Origin of the sequence: Pseudomonas sp. PGPPP1 (assembly GCF_002255865.1) — a bacterium.
Taxonomy (GTDB): Bacteria; Pseudomonadota; Gammaproteobacteria; order Pseudomonadales; family Pseudomonadaceae; genus Aquipseudomonas; species Aquipseudomonas cremoris.
Genome location: NZ_NKIG01000005.1, coordinates 1 through 21,539, shown reverse-complemented (window position 1 = coordinate 21,539; position 21,539 = coordinate 1). Strand labels below are relative to the sequence as shown.

Genomic DNA, 21,539 nt, shown 5'->3' with positions numbered 1-21,539 from the left:
ATTCTCAACGGTAGACGGTCAGCGCCAGGGCGCCGAACAGGCAGACGAACAGGCTCAGGCGCAGCAACGCCGGGTGCCAGAAAAAACGGTACAGGTCGAACCCGGCCAGAAAACGATCCAGCCCCCAGGCCAGCCCAGCTGCGATCAGGAACATCAAGGTCATGGTCGGCATGTAGATGCCGTGGAACGCGATTTCACGGGGCATGCGCAGCTCCTTTAAGGGCAGCGAGTGGCGATTGCGGGTCCAGCAACGAGGTGCGGATAAAGTGCAGGTAGCTTTTCACCCGGCGCAGGGCCGAGGTGTCGAAGTGCGGGGCGAAGGGTTCATCGGTGGCCTGCACGCGGCTGATCGCATGGTCGACGGCGATCAAACCGCGCTCCAGGTTGCTGGCGCTGGGTTGCAGGAACAGCCGCACCAACGAGCGGCCCATCACGCGGATCGCCTGGCGCCATGGCTGCGACTCGGCGTACGCCGGGTGCACCGGCAGGATCGCCTGTTCCTTGCGCAATTCGATGATCGCGTGACCGACTTCCAGCACCACAAACATCCAGCGCAGTAAATCGCGCTGCACTTGCGGCTGGCCAACCGCAAGGCCGTAGGCCTGGTGCAGCAGGTCACGGGTGCGGCTTTCAAAACTCGACGCCAGGCCCTTGAGCTTGCCGCTGATGGCGTACACCACTTGCTCGCGCAGGTCCTGCTCCAGGCGGCGCCATAACCAGCGGCTGTTGGGCGGCAGGATGATTGCCCCCGCCGCCGCGCACACCAGCATGCCGATGACCATGGCGATGTAGTCGTTGATAAAGGTGTAGGGGTTGTAGATGGTGAGGTTGTCTGGCACCGAACCGGTGCTGAAGAAAATCAGCAGGCCAACGCCGACGCCTGCGTACTGCGGGCGTGAAGCGAGGAACGCGCCGAGGATGATCACCGGGGCGAGCATCACGCACAGCAGCGGGAAGCCGTCGATCCAGGGGAACACGAAGAACATTTCGACAAAACCCACCAGCGCGCCGATCAAGGTGCCGCAGGCCATCTGGAACGCCATGCGCTTGGGATTGGGCGTGGCGGCGGACAGGCCAACGGTGGCGGCAGCGATCAGCGTCATGGTCGCGCCGCTGGGCCAAGCGGTGGCGACCCAATAGCTGCCGAGCACGATGAGGATGAATGACGCGCGAATCCCCGACGCCGCGCAGGCCAGCCAGTTGGTTTTGGGCGTGTAGGGTTCGTCCCAGTCTTCCCGGGCGTGGCTGTGGTCGGCCAGGGAGGCGTGGGTTTGTGCGTAGTTGTGCAAGTCGTCGACAAAGCGGTAGAGCAACTCGTAGGCAGTGTGGAAATCCAGTTGCTCGGCTTCGGTAGGGTTGCCGTCCTGAAAGGCCGCGCGCAACGCACGCACCTTGGCCGGCAGGCCGTCCTTATAGGCCGTGAGTTGCGCCACCAGGCGCGCGGCATCGGGGCTGGTAAGCGCACGTCCGGAGAAACCATCGAGCAGCTCGGCCAGCTCGTGCAGGCCGGGTTTGATCGCCGCCACCACGTGATCGGCCTCATCGGTACGCAGCCGCTCAAGCAATTGGTGCAAGGCGTTGAAGCGCGTGGTGATGCTCATGAATTCGCTGTTGAGGCGACTCAATCGACCATTGCGCCGACGCATGTGCGGGTCTTCAAACACGGTCAGGCTGCGCAGCCCTTCCAGGCCGACCGCTTCAGCGATAAAGCGCACGTTGCTGGCCTCGAAACCTTCGCGCTGGCTGCGCCCACGCAGGCCGTCGGTGACGAACAACGCGAACACACCAAAGCGCTGGTACAAGGCGTTGCGCATCGCGGCGCTGGAGGTTTGCGGCAGGATCGCGGCGCTGACCAGCGTAGAACACAAAATCCCCAAGGAAATTTCCAGCACCCGCCACACTGCCGCCATAAATGCGCCGTCTGGATGCGCCAGGGCTGGCAGGCCGACCATCGCCGCGGTGTAGCCGGCGAGTACAAAACCGTAGGCGCGAAAGTTGCGATTACGCGTTGCACCAGCGGTGCAAACCCCAACCCAGATCGCCAGCGCGCTAAGGAACAGTTCGGTGTTCTGCGCAAACAAGGCGATCAACAACACCATCACCGCCGACCCGGCCAGGGTGCCCAGGAAGCGGTAGAAACTCTTGGCGAATACCTGACCGCTCTGCGGTTGCATCACGATAAACACGGTGATCATCGCGGTGCGCGGTTGCGGCAGTTCCAGACGCATCGCCAGCCACAGCGTGAGGAACGCGGCAATCAGCACCTTGAAGATATACACCCAGGTCACGCCGTCGCTGCGTGCCCAGTCGAAGAAACCGCGGCGCCACTCAAGGGAGTGCAGCCAGCGCAGCGGTGCAGGCAAGGGAGTCATTCAGTCCTACTCAGTGATCAAACACGGCGAGTGCCGCCGGGGTCTTGCTCGGGAGGGTCTTGGCATCCTGGGGTACGTCGTTGCCGGCACCGAGGCCGCCGCCCAGGGCGGTGACCAGTTCGGCATGTGCACTCAGGCGGGCGGCCTGTACCTGTTGCTCGATCAGCTGCTGATGGAACAGCAAGGTCTGGGCATTGAGCACATTGAGGTAGTCGGTGAGGCCACGCTGGTAGGCGATCATCGCGATGTCATAGGTTTTCTGCGCCGAGGCCACCGACTGGGCGGCGAAGTTGGATTGCTTGTCCATCGATTCGCGGCGGATCAACTGGTCGCTGATGCCCTTGAGCGCGTTGACCAGGGTTTGGTTGTACTTGGCGACGGCGATGTCGTAACCGGCACTGGCTTCGCCTAGTTCGGCGCGCAAACGCCCGCCGTCGAAGATCGGCAAGGTGATCGCCGGGCCTACGTTGTAGTTGAATTTCTTGCCCGCCAGAAACTCCAGCATGCCGCCGCCAGTGGCCATGTAGCCGAGGCTGCCCACCAGGTCGACGTTGGGATAGAACCCGGCATGGGCCACGTCGATGCCACGGGCTTGGGCAGCAACCTGCCAACGGCTGGCGACCACGTCCGGGCGTTGGCCGAGCAGTTGCGCGGGTAGGCTCGATGGCAACTTCAAGGGGGCCGCGAGGGACAAGGTCGGGCGCTGCAGTGTTGCGCCCTCCCCCGGTCCCTTGCCCGCCAAGGCGGCAAGCTGGTTACGGCTCAAGGCAATTTCTTCATCCAGAGCATCCAGTTGGCGGTGGGTTTCCGGCAACGGGGTTTCGGCCTGGCTGACGTCGAAGTGCGTGCCGATCCCGGCGTTCAGGCGTTTGTTGGCCAGGTCCAGGATCTGCTGTTGCTGGGCCAGGGTGGCGGAGACGATATCGCGGTTGGCGTAGTGCAACGACAGCTGGATATAGGCCCGCACGACGTTGTTCTGCAATTCGAGTTGGGCCTGGCGCGCTTCGGCGGCGCTCATGTGCGCCATGTCCACGGCGCGCTCGGTGGTGTTGCTTTCGCGGCCCCACAGGTCGAGGGCGTAGCTCAGGCCAAGGGAGGAATTGTTGTCCCAGGTGTTGGCACCGCTCAGCTCGCCGGGGCCGTAGAACTGGTCCTTCGGCCAGTTGTGGCGCTTGAGGGTGGTGTCGCTGTTGATCTGCAACGACTCGGCTGACTCGGCAATCCCGGCCATGGCCCGTGCTTCACGGACGCGTGCGGCAGCCATGGCCATGCTCGGGCTGTTTTGGGTGGCGAGGTCGACCCAATGGTTGAGCTGGGCGTCGCCATAGGCTTGCCACCAAAGCGCTGTGGGCCAATGGGCGTCCTGGGCCGCGCTCTGGATCGCTTCGTCGGTGGCCAGGTTGTTGGCGCTGAGGGCCTGGCCTTGGGGGGCAATTCCTCCGGTTCCGATACAGCCGCTGATTGCTAACGATAAGGCGCAAACACTGAGAGCCTTCAGCCCTCCGTTAATGAGAGTCTTGAGCTCTCTGCTGATGCGACGCGGCACGGCGAACGAATTCCTGAGGTGGTGTTGCGGGGGAAGGTGGCGCAATTCTAGGCGGCGGCATTGAGGACGATAAGCTGGCATTCCTGTGAATCTTTGTTACCGTTCAGGCGATAATCCGTTGGTAGGGATCACTGGACGGCGTAACTTTCTGTCACAATTTGTTATCTCCCCTGAGAACACTCCATGGACACTTTGCAAAACATGCGCGCCTTCAGTTGTGTGGCCGAGGCTGGCAGCTTCACCGCCGCCGCCGTGCAACTGGACACCACCACGGCCAACGTCTCGCGCGCGGTCTCCAACCTAGAGGCCCATCTGCAAACCCGCTTGCTCAACCGCACCACCCGTCGCATAGCGCTGACCGAAGCCGGTAAACGCTATTTGCTGCGCTGTGAACAAATCCTCGCCTACGTCGAAGAAGCCGAAGCCGAAGCCAGCGACGCCCACGCACGCCCTGCCGGGCAGCTGAAAGTGCACACCATGACCGGCATCGGCCAGCATTTCGTCATCGACGCGATTGCCCGCTACCGCCGCACCCACCCGGACGTGACCTTCGACCTGACCCTGGCCAACCGTGTACCGGACCTGCTCGACGAGGGCTACGACGTGTCCATCGTGCTGGCCAGCGAGCTGCCGGACTCGGGTTTCGTGTCCCAACGCCTGGGCATCACCTACAGCATCGCCTGCGCCTCGCCGGATTACGTCAAGGCCAAGGGCTGCGCACAACGCCCCCATGACTTGCTCAACCACGCGTGCCTGCGCCTGGTCAGCCCGGTGATCCAGTTGGACAAATGGACCTTCAACGGCCCCGAAGGCCAGGAAAGCGTGGCCATTAACACCTCGCCGTTCCTGGTGAACTCGGCCGACGCGATGAAAACCGCGATCACCAGCGGCATGGGCGTTGGCCTGCTGCCGGTGTATGCGGCCATCGAAGGCCTGCGCAACGGCACCCTGGTGCGGGTGATGCCCAACTACCGTTCCCAGGAGCTGAACCTGTACGCCATCTACCCGTCGCGCCAATACCTGGATGCGAAGATCAAGACCTGGGTGGAATACCTGCGCGGTTCGTTGCCGGAGATTCTGGCGGCGCATCAGGCGGAGTTGGTGGCGTATGAAGTGAGTGGCGGGTTGGGCAGCGCTCGTTTAGCGAACTGATTCCTGCCAGACAACCGAGATCAACTGTGGGAGCTGGCTTGCCTGCGATAGCGGTTTTCCTGGTACGCCGCTATCGCAGGCAAGCCAGCTCCCACAGGGGTACGCTGCTCACTTTAGCGTGGTGGTGTCCTGACAAGCGTGGGCAGGAATGTTAGCGTGCTTGGCATTCTTCCGTAGTCGATGAGCCCGCCTGCAATGAAAAAGACTGTCCTCGCCTTCAGCCGTGTCACCCCGCAGATGATCGAACGCCTGCAACAGGATTTCGAGGTGATCGCGCCTAACCCCAAGCTGGGTGATATCAACGCTCAATTCAATGAAGCCCTGCCCCACGCCCACGGTTTGATCGGGGTGGGCCGCAAGCTGGGCCGCGAGCAGTTGCAAGGTGCGAGCAAGCTGGAAGTGGTGTCCAGCGTGTCGGTGGGCTACGACAACTACGACGTGCCCTACTTCAATGAACGCGGGATCATGCTCACCAACACCCCCGACGTGCTCACCGAAAGCACCGCCGACCTGGCCTTTGCCCTGTTGATGAGCAGCGCACGCCGTGTGGCCGAACTGGATGCCTGGACCAAAGCCGGCCAGTGGAAAGCCAGCGTGGGTGCGCCGCTGTTCGGTTGCGACGTGCACGGCAAGACCTTGGGCATCGTCGGCATGGGCAATATCGGCGCAGCCGTGGCCCGTCGCGGTCGCCTGGGTTTCAACATGCCGATCCTGTACAGCGGCAACAGCAGCAAGACTGAGCTTGAGCAGGAGCTGGGCGCCCAGTTCCGCAGCCTGGACCAGTTGCTGGCCGAGTCGGACTTCGTGTGCCTGGTGGTGCCGTTGAGCGACAAGACTCGCCACCTGATCAGCACCCGCGAGCTGGGCCTGATGAAGTCCAGCGCAATCCTGATCAACATCTCTCGCGGCCCGGTGGTGGATGAGCCGGCGCTGATCGAAGCGCTGCAAACCCAACGTATTCGGGGTGCCGGGCTGGATGTGTATGAGCAGGAGCCGTTGAGCGAGTCGCCGTTGTTCCAGTTGAGCAATGCGGTGACCTTGCCGCACATCGGCTCGGCGACGAATGAAACCCGCGAAGCCATGGCCAACCGCGCCCTGGAAAACCTGCGCAGCGCCCTGCTGGGCCAGCGTCCGCAGGACCTCGTGAACCCGCAGGTCTGGAAGGGCTGATTTTAGCGGCCCATGCCCCTAAAGCATGGGCCGCTCAAGTCGATAACCTTCTATAGATGTCATCCCTGATCCACAGAAGGTTTTTATGTCCACCACCAAAGCCCGCGCAGATTCACTCTCGCTTCTGCTCTTTACCCTGCGCAGCGGCAAGCTGATGGCGATCAACCTGCTGAAAGTCAGCGAAATCATTCCGTGCCCGCCGCTGACCAAGCTGCCGGAGTCCCATCCTCACGTCAAAGGCATCGCCACCTTGCGCGGCGCTTCGCTGTCGGTGATCGACCTGAGCCGTGCCCTGGGGGAAATGCCCCTGCAAGACCCGGACGGCGGCTGCCTGATCGTCACCGATGTGAGCCGCTCCAAGCAGGGCCTGCATGTGCAGGCGGTGAGCAAGATCGTGCACTGCCTGACCACTGACATTCGCCCGCCCCCCTTCGGGTCCGGCGGCAATCGCTCGTTTATCACCGGGGTTACCCAGGTAGAGGGCGGCCTGGTGCAGGTACTGGACATCGAAAAAGTCATCCACGGCATCGCCCCGGCGCAGATCGAAGCCGCGCCCACCGACCTGACCATGGAAGAGGCGGAAGTGCTCGGCAATGCGCGCATCCTGGTGGTGGACGACAGCCAAGTGGCCCTGCAGCAGTCGGTGCACACCCTGCGCAACCTGGGCCTCACGTGCCACACCGCACGCAGTGCCAAGGAAGCCATCGATGTGCTGCTGGAACTGCAAGGCACCGCGCAGCAGATCAACGTAGTGGTGTCTGACATCGAAATGTCCGAGATGGACGGCTACGCCCTCACCCGTACCCTGCGTGAAACGCCAGACTTCCAAGAGCTTTACGTGTTGCTGCACACCTCCCTGGACAGCGCGATGAACAGTGAAAAAGCCCGCCTGGCTGGCGCTGACGCGGTGCTGACCAAGTTCTCGTCGCCCGAGCTGACCAAGTGCCTGGTGGTGGCTGCGCAAACCGTGGCGCAAAAAGGCCTGTGAGCGAATATTTCCAACTGCTGCGCCGCGACCTCACCGGCAGCCTGCCCGCCCCGCAATGGCCGGCCGATACCCAGTTGGACCATTACCGCGACGACCTGGCCCCAGCGATTCACGCAGTGTTGCGCATGACTCAGGAGCAAGGCGGCGGCCGCGTGCCCAACCTGGAAACCTGGCAGCGCCAGTTCACCACCGATGCCGAGTTCGACCCCACGCTGTGCCTGGTGGCGAGTAACGCCGAGGGCATTATCGGCGTAGCTCAGTGCTGGACCAGCGCCTTCATCAAGAACCTGTCCGTGCACCCTTGCGCCCAAGGCCAGGGGCTCGGTCGCGCGCTGCTGTTGCACAGTTTCCAGGTGTTCAAGCAGCGCGGCGAACCCTACGTGGACCTCAAGGTGCTGGAAAGCAACCTGCGTGCCCGGCAGCTATACGAAAGCGCGGGAATGAAATTCGTCCTACGGGATGTAGTGCAAGAGGACTGACAGGCGCTGGCGCACAACTTGCTTCCAGAGAGCCAGCTCGGTGGACAGAGGTAAAAACCCGTCACCGTTCCAGCATGCCCTCTGACCTTGCCTGGTGACAGATCCGCCATGAACACTCACTTTTCCTGCGTCGGTTGCGGTAAATGCTGCACCGACCATCACGTCCCCCTCACCCTCGACGAAGCCCGTATGTGGGCGGCCGACGGCGGTAATGTCATTGTTCTGGTGGAAGGTTTCCTCGGCAATGGCCTCGGCCTGCCCCAACAACAACGCGAACATGCCGAGCGTCGTTCGGTGGTGGTGCCCAGCGGCAACATCGAGGCGTTTGTGGCGATCACTTTTGCCGCTTACAACGCCGGACGCTGCCGGAATCTTGACGAAGACAATCGCTGCCGCATCTATGAACGGCGGCCCTTGGTGTGTCGCATTTATCCGATGGAGATCAACCCACATATCCCGTTGAGCCCCGCCGCCAAGGATTGCCCGCCGGAGTCCTGGGAGCAGGGGCCGGCGCTGATCGTCGGGGGTGAGTTGATGGACGTGGCGTTGGCCGAGCTGATCCAACGCTCACGCCAGGCCGACCGCGACGACGTGCAGGCCAAGGAGGCGGTGTGCGCGTTGCTGGGCATTCGCACCACGGCGCTCAAGGGCGATGGGTTTACGGCGTACCTGCCGGACATGGGCGCGTTTGCACAGGCGATTGAGTTGGCGGTGGAGCGGCCGGCGGTGGCCAGTGAGTGGGTGTTTCATGTGTCGGGGATGGATATTGCCGAGCAGGTGCTGGATGCCGGGGCGCAGATTGCGACGCAGGTGCCGGCCAATTATGCGTTTATTTCGCTGAGGGCGGCGTAAGCCTTAGCACCGCTTTCGCAGGCAAGCCAGCTCCCACACTTGACCGTGTTCCAACTTTGGAATGCAGTCAAAGGTGGGAGCCGGGCTTGCCCGCGATGAGGCCGGAATATTCACCATCAAACCAACAGTCAGCGCCGCCCACTCCAAAACTCCCGCGCCAACTGCCGCAAATCCTCCGCCAACGCCGCCACATCCTCCGAACTGAGCTGGCTCTGCTGCCCGGCACTGACAGTGGCCTGCCCAGCGTTACGAATGCCGACGACATTGCGATTGATGTCTTCGCTCACGGCACTTTGTTCCTCCACGGCCGCCGCGATCTGCTGGCTCATGGCAGTGATTTGCATGACACGCTGGCTGATGCCGTCCAACGCCGCAGCAGCCCGTTGCGCCTGTTGGACACTGGCCTCGACATGCTCGCTGCTGTGCGCCATGGCCTGCACCGCATCCCGCGCGCCGCCTTGCAGGGTGCTGATCATGCGCTGGATTTCATCGGTCGATTGCTGAGTGCGCTGGGCCAGGCCGCGCACCTCATCGGCCACCACCGCAAACCCGCGCCCCTGTTCACCGGCGCGCGCGGCTTCGATGGCGGCATTCAGCGCCAGCAGGTTGGTCTGCTCGGCAATCGTGCGTATCACCTCAAGTACACCGCTGATCTCGCCGCTGTGGTGTTCCAGTTGGTGGATCACCTCGGTGGCGCGCGCCAACTCCTGAGACAGACGCAATACCGCGTCGCGGCTCTCGTCCACGCGTTGATGACCTTCACGGGTCTCGTTGCCGGCCTGGTCTGCCGCCTTGGACGCCTGCTGGGCATGGTTGGCCATTTCGGCCACGCTGGCGGCCATTTCATGGATCGCCGCGGCCACCTGGTCGGTCTGGGCTTGCTGGCCCAGGCTACTGGCGTGGCTGCTATCGAGTTGCCGCACCAGTTGGGACGCATGCCCGGACAGACGCTGGGAAGCATCGCCGATACGCCCCACCACCGCGCCCACCTGGGCTTCGAGCATCTGCAGGGCGAACGCGATCTGCCCGCACTCATCCCGACGGCCGGTGTAGATCGCCTGACTTAACGGGTTATCGGCAATGACGCGTGCCCGCTGACTCAACTGGGCCAGAGGTCGAAGGATCGCGCTTACACCCACCGCGCCTGCCGCACAGCCCGCAGCCAGCGCTAACAGTTGCCAGGTCAGCGAATAGGCCGCCAAGCCCAACACCAACGCCCCGGTCACACCGCAGGCAGCAGCGACCCAAGCCGACAATTTCAGGCCCAGGCCCACGACCGGCCAGCGCGCGGGCTTACCCGTGAGCAAACGCGCATAGGCCCGTTCCGCTACCGCTACCGTGCGCGCATCCGGCTTGGTGCGCACCGACTGATACTCCACCGTCACACCGTCCCGCGTCACGGGCGTGGCGTACGCGCTGACCCAATAGTGATCGCCGTTCTTGCAACGGTTTTTCACCATGCCCATCCATGAGCGCCCAGCTTTCAAGGTTTGCCACATGTGGGCAAATGCCTGCGGCGGCATGTCCGGGTGACGCAAGATGTTATGCGGCGTGCCCAACAACTCATCGCGGCTGTAGCCACTGATGTCGATAAAGTCTTGGTTGGCGTAGGTAATTGCGCTCGTCAGGTCGGTGGTCGAAAGGATGTTGGCGTCAGGGGCAAAGTCCACATTTCGACCGGTGACCGGCAGATTGATCTTCATGGGCAAGCGCGCTCGTGATTGTTAGAAGAGTCGGCAGGGCGTCGACTCTAAGCGCCCCCATCGGGCAAATACTGATCTAGCTCATGTTCTGCGCAATTAATTGGCCATCACTGTATTTCCAAGCGATAAGGCTGGACGATCCGCTGGTACTCGCCGTTTTGCATCAACTGTTCAAGCGCATGGTTGAGTTCATTGCGCAGCGCCGTGTCCGGTTTGCGCAGCGCGATCGCGGCACCATCACCCAGCAATTCCGCGGAAACAGCGGGCCCTGCAAAGTCGAAGTCCTGGCCTGTGTCGGTGTCTAGCAAGACGTCGCGGATTTCCACGGTGCCCTGCAGGGTTGCATCGATTTCACCGGCCACCAGGCTGCGGACCAGCTCGTCGTTGAGCCAGAAGCTCTCGACGATAACGCCCTTGGGTGCCCATTTGGAACGGGCGAAGGCTTCACGATTGCTCCCCAGCAACACGCCGACTCGCTTGCCTTTCAGCGACCTGGCAGTCGGTGTCAGGCCTGAGTTTTTAAGTGCCACCAGGCGAGTGGTGAAGGGATAAAGGTTGTCGGTGAAGCTTACCCAGCGTCGTCGCTCGGGCGTGGGAGCGATGCCCATGATTGCGTCGAACTGCAGGGCTTCAAGGGCTTTGAAGTTTTCGATCAGTACTTGGTCGACCCACGTGCAGCGCGCATTCAATTGCAGGCACAGGGCGTTGCCCAGTTCGATATTCAGCCCGACCAACTGCCCTTGGGGGGTGCGGCTCTGGAAAGGAGGGAATTGCGCAGCAATGGCGAAGCGGATCTCGCGTCGCGGTTGATCAACGGCCGCAACGGCATTCGCCGAGAGCAATAGAGCAAACACTGCACAGAGGTGTATCAACGCCACGGGAAACGTCCTTTTCCGGAAAGAGCAACCTCTGCTCCACCCGGGTAAAAAACTCAGGGCAGAGCAAAAGCTGTGCAAACTTTCAAGAAACGGTCGCTGGCATACAATCGGAAACTTCAGCGCAATCTGTAGGAAATAGCCCTAACAGACTTCAGCCTATTACTCTTAGCGTTTACCCATCGAGCGGCGAGTACCCGGTGGGGCCATGCCCGGAGACTTCGTATGGCCGTTTTTGGCGCCATTCTTGTACCAAGGCTGGGCGGCATTCTTGGCCCCGGCCAGCTCACCCGGCTTGAACGGAAACTTGAACGCCGGAATCTCGGTTTTTTCAACGCTTTCGGCGCTTGCCGGATCGACCAGGTCGGCCGCTTCAACAGGGGATTGTGTCGGGGAAGTCATGGAAGCTCCGGAGCGTGCAAAAAATGAGGCGGGCCGGCTTGCGGGCCACACTGGCGCGCAGTATACCTGCGGCCCCGTAATCTTTAACCACTGTCGTACGAATGGTCAGGGCTTAACTGACGCCACTGTCAGATAGCGGTCACTTTGTTGACCGGGTTCACACGCTATAAGTACGCGTCATTCTTCCCAATTTTCGTCCCGGCGCCCTACAGCATGCATATTCAACGCAAAACCGCCTTGATCGTAGGCGCCCTCATAATAGTGGCCGTTGCTGCCTGGTTTTTCACCCGGCCCGCCAAGACCAAACTGGTTGCCTCGACAACCGTGCCAGTGCGCGTGATCAACGTAGTGGAACAAGACCTGCCGCGCTATCTCAGCGGGATCGGTTCAGTGCTGTCGCTGCACAGTGTGGTGATCCGCCCGCAGATCGACGGCGTCCTCACCAAATTGCTGGTCAAGGAAGGGCAACTGGTCAAGGCCGGCGACCTGCTGGCAACCATCGACGACCGCTCGATTCGCGCCAGCCTCGACCAGGCCAAGGCGCAATTGGGCGAAAGCCAGGCGCAGTTGCAAGTGGCGCTGGTCAACCTCAAGCGATACAAAGAACTGAGTGTCGATGACGGCGTGTCGAAGCAGACCTACGACCAGCAACAAGCCCTGGTCAACCAATTGAAAGCAACCGTGCAAGGCAATCAGGCCGCGATCGATTCGGCCCAGGTTCAGCTTTCCTACACGCAAATTCGCTCCCCGGTGACGGGTCGCGTCGGTATTCGCACGGTGGATGAAGGCAACTTCCTGCGCATGAGCGACACCCAAGGCTTGTTCTCGGTGACCCAGATCGACCCAATTGCAGTCGAGTTTTCCTTGCCCCAGCAGATGCTGCCGACCCTCCAGGGCCTGATCGCCGCCGAGTATCCGGCCAGCGTCGACGCCTTCCTCGGTGCCGATACCGAAGGTGAACACAGTGAGCTACTGGGCGAAGGCCGCCTGAGCCTGATCGACAACCAGATCAACAGCACCACCGGCACCATTCGCGCCAAGGCCGAGTTCCGCAACAGCGCGCAGAAGCTCTGGCCAGGCCAACTGGTGACAATCAAGATCCAGACGGCCCTAGACCGCAACGCCCTGGCCGTACCGCCGACCGTGGTGCAACGCGGCTTGGACTCGCACTTCGTGTACCGCGTCAACGGCGACAAGGTGGACATCGTGCCGGTACAAGTGGTGTACCAGGACAGCGAGCGCTCTATCCTCAAGGGCGTCCAGCCCGGTGACGTACTGGTCAGCGATGGTCAATCGCGGCTCAAGGCCGGTGCCCAGGTCGAGATTCTCAAAGAGCCGCCCCAGACGATCGAGACCGCTGACGTCAAGGTGCAGCCATGACGGCGCGGGGGTCGGTTTCTGCCTGGTGCATCGACCGCCCGGTCGCCACCTTGCTGCTCACCTTCGCCCTGGTGTTGTTGGGGCTGATTGCCTTCCCCAAATTGCCTATCGCCCCGTTGCCGGAAGCCGAATTCCCGACGATCCAGGTCACCGCACAGTTACCCGGCGCCAGCCCCGACACCATGGCATCGTCGGTGGCCACTCCGTTGGAGGTGCAATTCAGTGCCATCCCCGGCATGACCCAAATGACGTCCAGCAGCGCCTTGGGCTCAAGCCTGCTGACCCTGCAGTTCACCCTCGACAAGAGCATCGACACCGCCGCGCAGGAGGTTCAGGCCGCCATCAACACCGCGGCCGGCAAACTGCCCAGCGATATGCCAAGCCTGCCGACCTGGCGCAAGGTCAACCCGGCAGACAGCCCGGTGCTGATCGTCAGTGTCAGCTCCAACGACATGCCCGGCACCGAATTGAGTGACTTGGTGGAAACCCTGCTCGCCCGGCAAATCAGCCAGATCGATGGCGTTGGCCAGATCAATATCACCGGCCAGCAGCGCCCCGCGATCCGCGTGCAGGCCTCGCCCGACAAACTGGCCGCCATCGGCCTGACCCTGGCGGATGTGCGCCTGGCGATCCAGCAATCGAGCCTCAACCTCGCCAAGGGCGCACTGTACGGCCAGAACAGCGTGTCGACCCTCGCGACCAACGACCAACTGTTTCACCCGGATGAATACGGCGACCTGATCATTTCCTACAAGAACGGCGCACCGGTGCAACTGCGCGATGTGGCCAAAGTGGTCAACGGCTCGGAAAACGCCTACGTCCAGGCGTGGGCCGGCGACACTCCCGGCGTCAACTTGGTAATCACCCGTCAGCCCGGCGCCAACATCGTCGAAACAGTAGAACGCATCCAGGCCGAAATGCCGCGCCTGGAAGCCATGCTACCGGCCTCGGTCCAGGTCAGCGTGTTGATGGACCGCACCACCACCATCCGCGCCTCGTTGCACGAAGTGGAAATGACCCTGCTGATCGCCGTTCTGCTGGTGATCGGCGTCATGGCGATTTTCCTGCGCCAATGGTCGGCCACCCTCATTGTGTCGAGCGTGCTGGGGGTGTCGTTGATCGCCAGCTTTGCCCTGATGTACGTGATGGGCTTCAGCCTGAATAATCTGACCCTCGTGGCCATTGTGGTGGCTGTGGGGTTTGTGGTGGATGACGCAATCGTCGTGGTGGAGAACATCCATCGCCATCTGGAAACCGGCCTGGACAAGCGCGAGGCCGCCATCAAAGGCGCCAGTGAGATTGGCTTTACCGTGGTATCCATCAGTGTGTCGCTGGTGGCGGCCTTCATTCCGTTGCTGTTCATGGGCGGTGTAGTCGGCAGGTTGTTCAAGGAGTTTGCCTTGACTGCCACCTCGACCATCCTGATCTCCGTCGTAGTGTCCCTGACACTTGCACCGACCCTGGCGGCACTGTTCATGAAAGCGCCGAGCCATCGGCCCCATGACAACCCCGGCTTTGGCGAACGCTTGCTGGCAGGTTACGAAAAATACCTGCGCCGCGCCCTCGCCCACCCACGTACGATGGCCGGCATCTTCTTGCTGACCCTGGGCCTGGCCGTGGCCGGTTATGTGTTTATCCCCAAGGGGTTTTTCCCGGTACAGGACACCGGCTTCGTCCTCGGTACCAGCGAGGCAGCGGCGGATGTGTCCTATCCAGACATGGTCGCCAAGCACAAGGCACTGGCCGAAATCATGAAGGCTGACCCCGCCGTGCGGGCGTTCTCCCACTCTGTCGGCGTGACCGGCAGCAACCAGACCATCGCCAACGGCCGCTTCTGGATCTCCCTGGTAGACCGGGGTGACAGGGACGTGTCCGCCAGCCAATTCATCGACCGCATCCGACCCAAGCTGGCCGCTGTGCCGGGGATTGTCCTGTACCTGCGCGCCGGTCAGGACATCAACCTCAGCTCCGGCCCCAGCCGCAGCCAATACCAATATGTGCTCAAAAGTAACGACGGTGCGACGCTGAACACCTGGACCCAGCGCTTGACCGAAAAACTGCGCGCCATTCCGGCGTTCCGCGATATATCCAACGACCTGCAACTGGGCGGCAGCATTACCCAGATCACCATCGACCGCCGTGCCGCCGCACGCTTCGGCCTGACCGCCACCGACGTTGACCAAGCGCTGTACGACGCGTTCGGCCAACGCCAGGTCAATGAGTTCCAGACCGAAATAAACCAGTACCAAGTGGTGCTGGAACTGGATACCCGCCAGCGCGGCAAGGCCGAGAGCCTGAACTACTTCTACCTGCGCTCACCGCTGACCAATGAAATGGTGCCGCTGTCGGCACTGGCCAAGGTCGATGCGCCCACGGTCGGGCCGCTGTCCATCAGTCATGACGGCATGTTCCCGGCTGCCAACCTGTCGTTCAACCTGGCGCCCGGCGTGGCGCTGGGGGATGCGGTAATTCTGCTCAACCAGGCCAAGAACGAGATCGGCATGCCGTCCTCGATCATCGGCAATTTCCAGGGTGCGGCCCAGGCATTCCAGAGTTCGCTGGCCAGCCAGCCGTGGCTGATTCTCGCGGCGCTGGTGGCGGTCTACATTATTCTTGGCGTGCTGTACGAGAGCTTTGTGCACCCACTGACCATCATCTCGACCCTACCTTCGGCAGGCTTGGGCGCGCTGATCATGCTGTGGCTGCTGGGCCAGGACTTCTCGATCATGGCGTTGATCGGCCTGGTGCTGTTGATCGGCATCGTCAAGAAGAACGGTATCTTGCTGATCGACTTCGCCCTGGAGGCGCAACGCACACGCGGGCTGACGCCTCAGGATGCGATTTTCGAAGCGTGCATCACACGGTTCCGTCCGATCATCATGACGTCTTTGGCGGCCCTGCTTGGCGCCCTGCCGCTGATGCTCGGTTACGGCGTCGGCGCCGAACTGCGCCAGCCACTGGGCATCGCAGTGGTCGGCGGGTTGCTGGTGAGCCAGGCGCTGACGCTGTTCACCACACCGGTCATATACTTGTACCTTGAGAAGTTCTTCCACCGGCCCACACCAACGCCTGCGTTGGCGACCACACACTGAGGCGGTGTCATGCGCGTCCTGATTATTGAAGATGAAGAAAAAACCGCAGACTACCTGCATCGCGGCCTGACGGAACAAGGCTACACCGTCGATGTGGCCCGCGAAGGCGTCGAGGGTTTGCACCTGGCATTGGAGAACGACTACGCAGTGATCGTGCTCGACGTGATGCTGCCGGGCCTGGACGGCTTCGGCGTGTTGCGTGCCCTGCGTGCGCGCAAGCAGACGCCGGTGATCATGCTCACCGCCCGCGAGCGTGTCGAAGACCGCATTCGTGGCTTGCGTGAAGGTGCCGATGATTACTTGGGCAAGCCATTTTCGTTCCTGGAGCTGGTGGCGCGCCTGCAAGCCCTGACTCGCCGTAGCGGTGGCCATGAGCCGGTGCAGGTGACGGTCGCCGACTTGTGGATCGACCTCATCAGCCGCAAAGCCAGCCGCAACGGCCTGCGCCTGGACCTGACGGCCAAGGAGTTCTCGCTGCTCAGCGTGTTGGCGCGACGCCAGGGTGAGATCCTGTCCAAGACCTCCATTGCGGAAATGGTCTGGGACATCAATTTCGACAGCGACGCCAACGTGGTGGAAGTGGCGATCAAGCGCCTGCGTGCCAAGCTCGATGGGCCTTTCGAACAGAAACTGCTGCACACTATCCGCGGCATGGGCTATGTGCTGGAGAGCCGCATGCAGGAGAACCCAAGTGGTGGCTAACTCCATTGCCCTGCGCCTGAGCGGCATGTTCACGTTGGTGGCGTTGCTGATCTTCATGTTGATCGGCGGTGCGCTGTACCAGCAGGTGGACCAGAGCCTCGGGGCGTTGCCGGGGGCCGAACTGGACGCTCGCTACAGCGTGCTGGAATCATCAGTAGGCCGCTTCGGCACGCCCGATCACTGGGCGAAGATCACTGCCAAACTCAAATTGCTCGGTGAAGAAGACCAGCGCATCCGTTTCTGGGTCATCAGTGGTGACCCGCTCTACGAATACGGCAACCCCGATGCGCAGATCCGCGCCTTTGCCCAGGGTGGTACTGGCAAGCGTGATTTGCATCTGCCGGGCTACGATCATCCGTTCAAGGCACTGGTGAGTCAGTTCCCGGCCAAGGACCAGCGGCCGCCGTTGCGTTTCATCATTGCCATCGACACAGAAAACTTCCACGCCACCCAACATCATTTGCTGATGGCGCTGATCGGCCTGGCGTTTGTCGGCGTGGTGCTCGCTGCGCTATTGGGGTTCTGGGTCTCGCGTATCGGGCTCAAGCCGTTGGGCAAATTGTCGGATGAAGCACAGAAGCTCACACCGCCAAAACTCTCTGGGCGCCTGCATCTGTCGCGGCTCCCCCCGGAGCTGAGCCAGTTCGTCAACTCGTTCAACGCCACCCTCGACCGCGTCGAACAGGCCTATTCGCGCCTGGAGTCGTTCAACGCCGACGTGGCCCACGAACTGCGTTCGCCGTTGACCAACCTGATCGGCCAGACCCAGGTGGCCCTGACACGCGGGCGTTCAGCCGAACATTATTTCGAGGTGCTGCAATCCAACCTTGAAGAGCTGGAACGCCTACGCTCGATCATCAACGACATGCTGTTCCTCGCCAGCGCCGACCAGGGCAGCAAAGCCACCAAACTGATTCAAAGCTCACTGGCTGATGAGGTGGCGACCACCCTCGACTACTTGGACTTCATCCTTGAGGACGCCCAGGTCAAGGTGCTTGTCCACGGCGATGCCCAAGTGCAAATCGAAAAAGCCCACCTGCGCCGCGCGCTGATCAACCTGCTGAGCAATGCGGTACGGCACACCGCGCCGGGGCAGGCCATTGAAGTGAACATTGAAGTGCAGGAGCACCAGGTCGCCATCGGCGTCACCAACCCTGGCAACGCGATCGCCAGCGAGCACCTGCCACGTTTGTTCGAACGCTTCTATCGAGTGGACGCATCGCGCAGCAACAGCGGGGCCAATCACGGCCTGGGGCTGGCGATCGTCAAGGCGATTGCACTGATGCACGGCGGTGATGTGTTTGTGCGCAGTGAGCACGGCGGCAATACATTTGGCATTACCTTGCCCGTGTAGCTCCCAAACACCTCGGCGTCTCTAACTGTTGCGATTTGGGCAACAGTCATTATCTTGTTACACTCTGTATCGTACCGCTCGCCTGCGTTAATTTGACGCATCGATGAGCGCGACGGCAAAGGCAGTCCCCGCTTACCCGAATTTCCCTCGACTTTTTTCCAGGGCTCTACACTGGGAATCTGTCTTAAAGCCGCTGACTTCAGCGGCTTTTTTTTGCCGTAAAAAAGGCCAGGCACACCCCCACGACATTGGCCGTTTTCGATTGACCAAAGGAGCTCCACCGGTGAAGAACTCGCTGACGTTCACCCCGCTATTCCTAGCGATTACAGCAACGATCGCCCCTCTTGCCCACGCGGCAGACTCCACCCCCGCCGACGGTTTCGTCGAAGGCTCGCACCTCACCCTCAACACCCGCAATTACTACATGAACCGCGACCGTCGCGATATCCACACCGATGACAGCAAGGAATGGGGCCAGGGTTTTCTCGGCACCTTCGAATCCGGCTACACCCAAGGCACCGTGGGTTTCGGACTGGACATAAACGCAATGCTGGGTCTTAAGCTTGACGGCGGTGGCGGCACCGACGGTTCCAGCATCCTTCCGTACGGCAGTGGCAACGGCAAGGCGCCAGGTTCGTTTTCCACAGCGGGCGGCACCTTGAAAATGCGCGCGTTCGATACCGAGTTAAAGGCCGGCGACCTGTTTCTCAACAACCCGGTGATTGCCGGCGGCATGACGCGCATGCTGCCGCAGACATTCCGTGGCGTCAGCCTGACCAATCACAGCCTCGACGGTTGGATGTTCGAAGGCGGCCAAGCCAGTTTCACCAAGCTCTACAACCAGAGTGGCCACCGGCGCATTGGCACCAGCTATGGCACCCTGCCGCCCAATACCGACAGCCAGCACATGAACTGGGCGGGCGTGTCGTTCAGCGGTATTCCTGGCCTGACCAGCAACCTCTACGCGTCCGAACTCAAGGACGTATGGCATCAGTACTACTACGACCTGGACTACACCTACGCGCTGAATGACCTGGTCAGCCTCAACCCGGGCCTGCACTACTACCACACCCAGGACACCGGTCAATCGCTGCTGGGGAACATCGACAACAACACCTACAGCCTGCATTTCACCGTGGGCGTGGGCAACCACAGCGTCACCGCCGCCTACCAGCGGGTTAACGGCAACACGCCGTTCGACTACATCGCCCAGGGCGACAGCGTGTACCTGGACAACTCCCAGCAGTACTCTGACTTCAACGGCCCCAACGAGCGCTCGTGGAAACTCAAGTACGCCTATGACTTCGCAGGGCTCGGCATGCCTGGCCTGACCTCGGCGGTGTCGTATATCAGCGGCAAGACCGACCTGACCAAAGTCGACCCGCAAAGCCGTGGCTACAGCAGCTGGTACAGCGCTGACGGCAAAGACGCCAAGCATTGGGAACGGGACATCGACTTGAAATACGTGGTGCAAGGCGGCAAGGCCAAGGACCTGGCCGTGCGCCTGCAATGGGCTACCAATCGGGGCAGCAACGGCTACTCGGCAGTCGATCGGGACGTGGATGAGTACCGCGTGATTATCGACTACCCGATCAACGTGTTCTGAGACCTGGATCTTTCTTTGCCACGCCTCATTTAATTTTCATCGCGTAGAACTAAACTGCCAGTATTCTCACCGCTGAAGTTTGCCCGATGAGTCAACCCCACGCCCGCCACCGGCGCTCACGCCCAGAGCTTTTTTTGATTCTGGGCAGTAGCGTCACTGTCGTCTTGATCATGGTGATCGTTGCTGCGCTGCTGATTCGCGAACATGCCAGCACCCTGCAGGCTGCCCAGCGCTCGACCACCAACATTACCCAACTGATCAATGCCGATGTGCTGCGCAACGTCGAGCTATACGACCTTGCACTACAAGGGCTGATCAGCGCGACCACGCGCAAGGATTTATCCCTGGTGTCCCCGGACATCCAGCATCTGGTGCAGTTTGACCAGTCCATCGCGGCCCCCTTCAAAGGCGAAGTGCTGTTGCTGAACGCCAACGGCGCGGTGATTGCCGACTCCTCGACCTTGTGGCCGACGCCGCGCAACTTCGCCAACCGCGATTATTTCCAGGCCCATCTGAACAATCCCCAAGCAGGGCTGTTTATCAGTCGCCCGTTCAAGATCCGCTGCGCGTGCGATCAAGTCTGGCGTATTGCATTCAGCCGTCGGGTTTCCGGGCCCAATGGTGAGTTTGCCGGGGTAGCCGTCGCAACGATGCGGCTGGCGTACTTCGACCAATTGTTCAACCGCCTGACCATCGGCAATGGCAGCACCGTCAACCTGCTGAACGCCCAAGGCATTCTCCTGGCCCAGCAGCCGTTGTCCGAGCGCGACATGATCGACAAGGACCTGAGCGACCGCCCTAACTTCAAACGCATGCTGCTCGAAGGCGAAGGCAGCTTTCAGGCGATCTCCTCCATTACCGGGCAAGAACGCCTGTATACCTTCAGCAACGTCGGTGAGTTGCCGCTGATAGTGGTAGTGGCCCTGGCCAGCGATGATGTGTTCGCCCCTTGGAACCGTGCCGCACTGCTCACCAGCGGCGCCACCGGCGTGCTGTGCATTGGCCTGCTATGGCTGACCTGGATGTTGCGCCGAGAGCTGCGGCGTCGCTATCGCACCGAACGCGTGCTGTCAGAACTGGCAGCCACCGATGCGTTGACCGGCCTTGCCAACCGTCGCGTACTCGACGAACGTCTGCGCCTGGAATGGGACCGTGCCCAGCGCTCAGCTGATCCTTTGACGCTGCTGATGATCGACGTGGACCACTTCAAGGCATTCAACGACCGCCATGGCCATCACGGAGGCGATGAGGCATTGCGTAGGGTTGCTCAGGTGATTAGCACCAATATTCGCCGTCCCGCCGATCTAGCGGCGCGGTATGGCGGTGAAGAGTTCGCCGTGGTCCTGCCGCACACCGACGCCAAGGGCGCGCTGGTGATTGCCGAACACATCCGCAGCAGCATCGAGCATTTGCCCCGTATGGCGGGAGATGAGCGGCCGATTACCGTGAGTATTGGCATGAGCACCTGGGACAAGCGCAGCCGCATGTCACTGGAAGCGTTGCTGTTGAGTGCGGATCAGGCGTTGTACGAGGCCAAGCATACGGGGCGGAATCGGATTGTGGAGTCCGACTGATCGTTCCCACGCTCTGCGTGGGAACGATCAGGCATAAAAAAAGGCCACCCGAAGGCAGCCTTTCAAAACTAAAGAAAGAGAGTTGTTACTTACACCGCCGCAACGGGACGCATGTAAGAGATCGGTGCGGTGCTGGCATCTTCGAAGGTCACGACTTCCCAAGCATCTGTCTGCTCAATCAACTTGCGCAGCAGCTGGTTGTTAAGGGCGTGGCCCGACTTGAAGCCTTTGAACTCGCCTATCAGGCTATTGCCCAGCAGGTAGAGGTCACCGATTGCATCGAGGATCTTGT

The 21,539-nt window shown here is 61.4% G+C and carries 18 protein-coding genes; 11 read left to right on the top strand and 7 right to left on the bottom strand.

The features are described 5' to 3' along the window. Positions 1 to 4: 4 nt before the first annotated feature. From CFE47_RS08755 to CFE47_RS08745, 3 genes are read right to left on the bottom strand one after another with little or no spacing between them, the layout of a single operon-like run. Positions 5 to 205 (bottom strand): DUF1656 domain-containing protein, encoded by a 201-nt coding sequence (locus CFE47_RS08755; RefSeq protein WP_159962590.1) that lies wholly within the window; start codon positions 203 to 205, stop codon positions 5 to 7. Beyond that, positions 195 to 2,372: an FUSC family protein gene (locus CFE47_RS08750; RefSeq protein WP_286836301.1), complete on the bottom strand. Its 2,178-nt coding sequence runs from the start codon at positions 2,370 to 2,372 to the stop codon at positions 195 to 197. The genes CFE47_RS08755 and CFE47_RS08750 overlap by 11 nt, the downstream gene beginning before the upstream one ends. Before the next feature lie 10 nt (positions 2,373 to 2,382). Next, a complete protein-coding gene (locus CFE47_RS08745) occupies positions 2,383 to 3,918 on the bottom strand; it encodes an efflux transporter outer membrane subunit (protein ID WP_286836300.1) in 1,536 nt (511 codons plus the stop codon). 183 nt (positions 3,919 to 4,101) lie between these two features. On the opposite strand from CFE47_RS08745, the gene CFE47_RS08740 reads away from it, so the two are divergent. The 5 genes from CFE47_RS08740 to CFE47_RS08720 all read left to right on the top strand — a co-directional run bounded on the left by CFE47_RS08740 (position 4,102) and on the right by CFE47_RS08720 (position 8,559). After that, positions 4,102 to 5,070: a LysR family transcriptional regulator gene (locus CFE47_RS08740; RefSeq protein WP_286836299.1), complete on the top strand. Its 969-nt coding sequence runs from the start codon at positions 4,102 to 4,104 to the stop codon at positions 5,068 to 5,070. Between the two features lie 195 nt (positions 5,071 to 5,265). Next, complete coding sequence (locus tag CFE47_RS08735; RefSeq protein WP_286836298.1) at positions 5,266 to 6,240, top strand: 2-hydroxyacid dehydrogenase; 975 nt, start codon at positions 5,266 to 5,268, stop codon at positions 6,238 to 6,240. 85 nt (positions 6,241 to 6,325) lie between these two features. After that, on the top strand, positions 6,326 to 7,228 hold the full coding sequence (locus CFE47_RS08730; protein WP_185708421.1) for a chemotaxis protein CheV: 903 nt from the start codon (positions 6,326 to 6,328) through the stop codon (positions 7,226 to 7,228). Continuing rightward, complete coding sequence (locus CFE47_RS08725; RefSeq protein WP_286836297.1) at positions 7,225 to 7,707, top strand: GNAT family N-acetyltransferase; 483 nt, start codon at positions 7,225 to 7,227, stop codon at positions 7,705 to 7,707. The genes CFE47_RS08730 and CFE47_RS08725 overlap by 4 nt, the downstream gene beginning before the upstream one ends. Positions 7,708 to 7,815: 108 nt before the next feature. Next, positions 7,816 to 8,559: a YkgJ family cysteine cluster protein gene (locus CFE47_RS08720; protein WP_286836296.1), complete on the top strand. Its 744-nt coding sequence runs from the start codon at positions 7,816 to 7,818 to the stop codon at positions 8,557 to 8,559. A 128-nt stretch (positions 8,560 to 8,687) separates the two neighbouring features. Here the strand turns inward: CFE47_RS08720 and CFE47_RS08715 are convergent, their stop codons facing one another. The 3 genes from CFE47_RS08715 to CFE47_RS08705 form a co-directional block, all read right to left on the bottom strand. After that, the gene (locus CFE47_RS08715) at positions 8,688 to 10,262 is read right to left on the bottom strand and encodes a methyl-accepting chemotaxis protein (protein ID WP_286836295.1); all 1,575 of its coding nucleotides are present in this window, start codon (positions 10,260 to 10,262) and stop codon (positions 8,688 to 8,690) included. A 107-nt stretch (positions 10,263 to 10,369) separates the two neighbouring features. Beyond that, positions 10,370 to 11,140: a transporter substrate-binding domain-containing protein gene (locus tag CFE47_RS08710; protein WP_286836294.1), complete on the bottom strand. Its 771-nt coding sequence runs from the start codon at positions 11,138 to 11,140 to the stop codon at positions 10,370 to 10,372. A gap of 165 nt (positions 11,141 to 11,305) precedes the next feature. Then, positions 11,306 to 11,539: a hypothetical protein gene (locus CFE47_RS08705; RefSeq protein WP_286836293.1), complete on the bottom strand. Its 234-nt coding sequence runs from the start codon at positions 11,537 to 11,539 to the stop codon at positions 11,306 to 11,308. A 213-nt stretch (positions 11,540 to 11,752) separates the two neighbouring features. On the opposite strand from CFE47_RS08705, the gene CFE47_RS08700 reads away from it, so the two are divergent. The 6 genes from CFE47_RS08700 to CFE47_RS08675 all read left to right on the top strand — a co-directional run bounded on the left by CFE47_RS08700 (position 11,753) and on the right by CFE47_RS08675 (position 21,247). Then, positions 11,753 to 12,919 carry an efflux RND transporter periplasmic adaptor subunit gene (locus CFE47_RS08700; RefSeq protein WP_286836292.1) on the top strand — a complete coding sequence of 389 codons (1,167 nt, stop codon included), beginning with the start codon at positions 11,753 to 11,755 and terminating at the stop codon, positions 12,917 to 12,919. Continuing rightward, entirely contained in the window at positions 12,916 to 16,011 is a 3,096-nt protein-coding gene (locus CFE47_RS08695; RefSeq protein ID WP_286836291.1) for a multidrug efflux RND transporter permease subunit, read from the top strand. Before CFE47_RS08700 ends, CFE47_RS08695 begins: the two co-directional genes overlap by 4 nt. 9 nt (positions 16,012 to 16,020) lie before the next feature. Beyond that, positions 16,021 to 16,713 carry a heavy metal response regulator transcription factor gene (locus tag CFE47_RS08690; protein ID WP_286836290.1) on the top strand — a complete coding sequence of 231 codons (693 nt, stop codon included), beginning with the start codon at positions 16,021 to 16,023 and terminating at the stop codon, positions 16,711 to 16,713. Further along, positions 16,703 to 18,067, top strand: coding sequence for a heavy metal sensor histidine kinase (locus tag CFE47_RS08685; RefSeq protein ID WP_286836289.1), 1,365 nt, complete (start codon positions 16,703 to 16,705; stop codon positions 18,065 to 18,067). Before CFE47_RS08690 ends, CFE47_RS08685 begins: the two co-directional genes overlap by 11 nt. A gap of 283 nt (positions 18,068 to 18,350) precedes the next feature. Next, on the top strand, positions 18,351 to 19,673 hold the full coding sequence (locus CFE47_RS08680; RefSeq protein WP_286836288.1) for an OprD family porin: 1,323 nt from the start codon (positions 18,351 to 18,353) through the stop codon (positions 19,671 to 19,673). 86 nt (positions 19,674 to 19,759) lie between these two features. Beyond that, positions 19,760 to 21,247, top strand: coding sequence for a sensor domain-containing diguanylate cyclase (locus CFE47_RS08675; RefSeq protein ID WP_286836287.1), 1,488 nt, complete (start codon positions 19,760 to 19,762; stop codon positions 21,245 to 21,247). Positions 21,248 to 21,336: 89 nt separating this feature from the next. On the opposite strand, the gene CFE47_RS08670 is transcribed toward CFE47_RS08675, so the two are convergent. After that, positions 21,337 to 21,539 (bottom strand): UDP-3-O-acyl-N-acetylglucosamine deacetylase (locus tag CFE47_RS08670; RefSeq protein ID WP_286818606.1); only part of this gene is annotated, 203 nt, incomplete at its 5' end.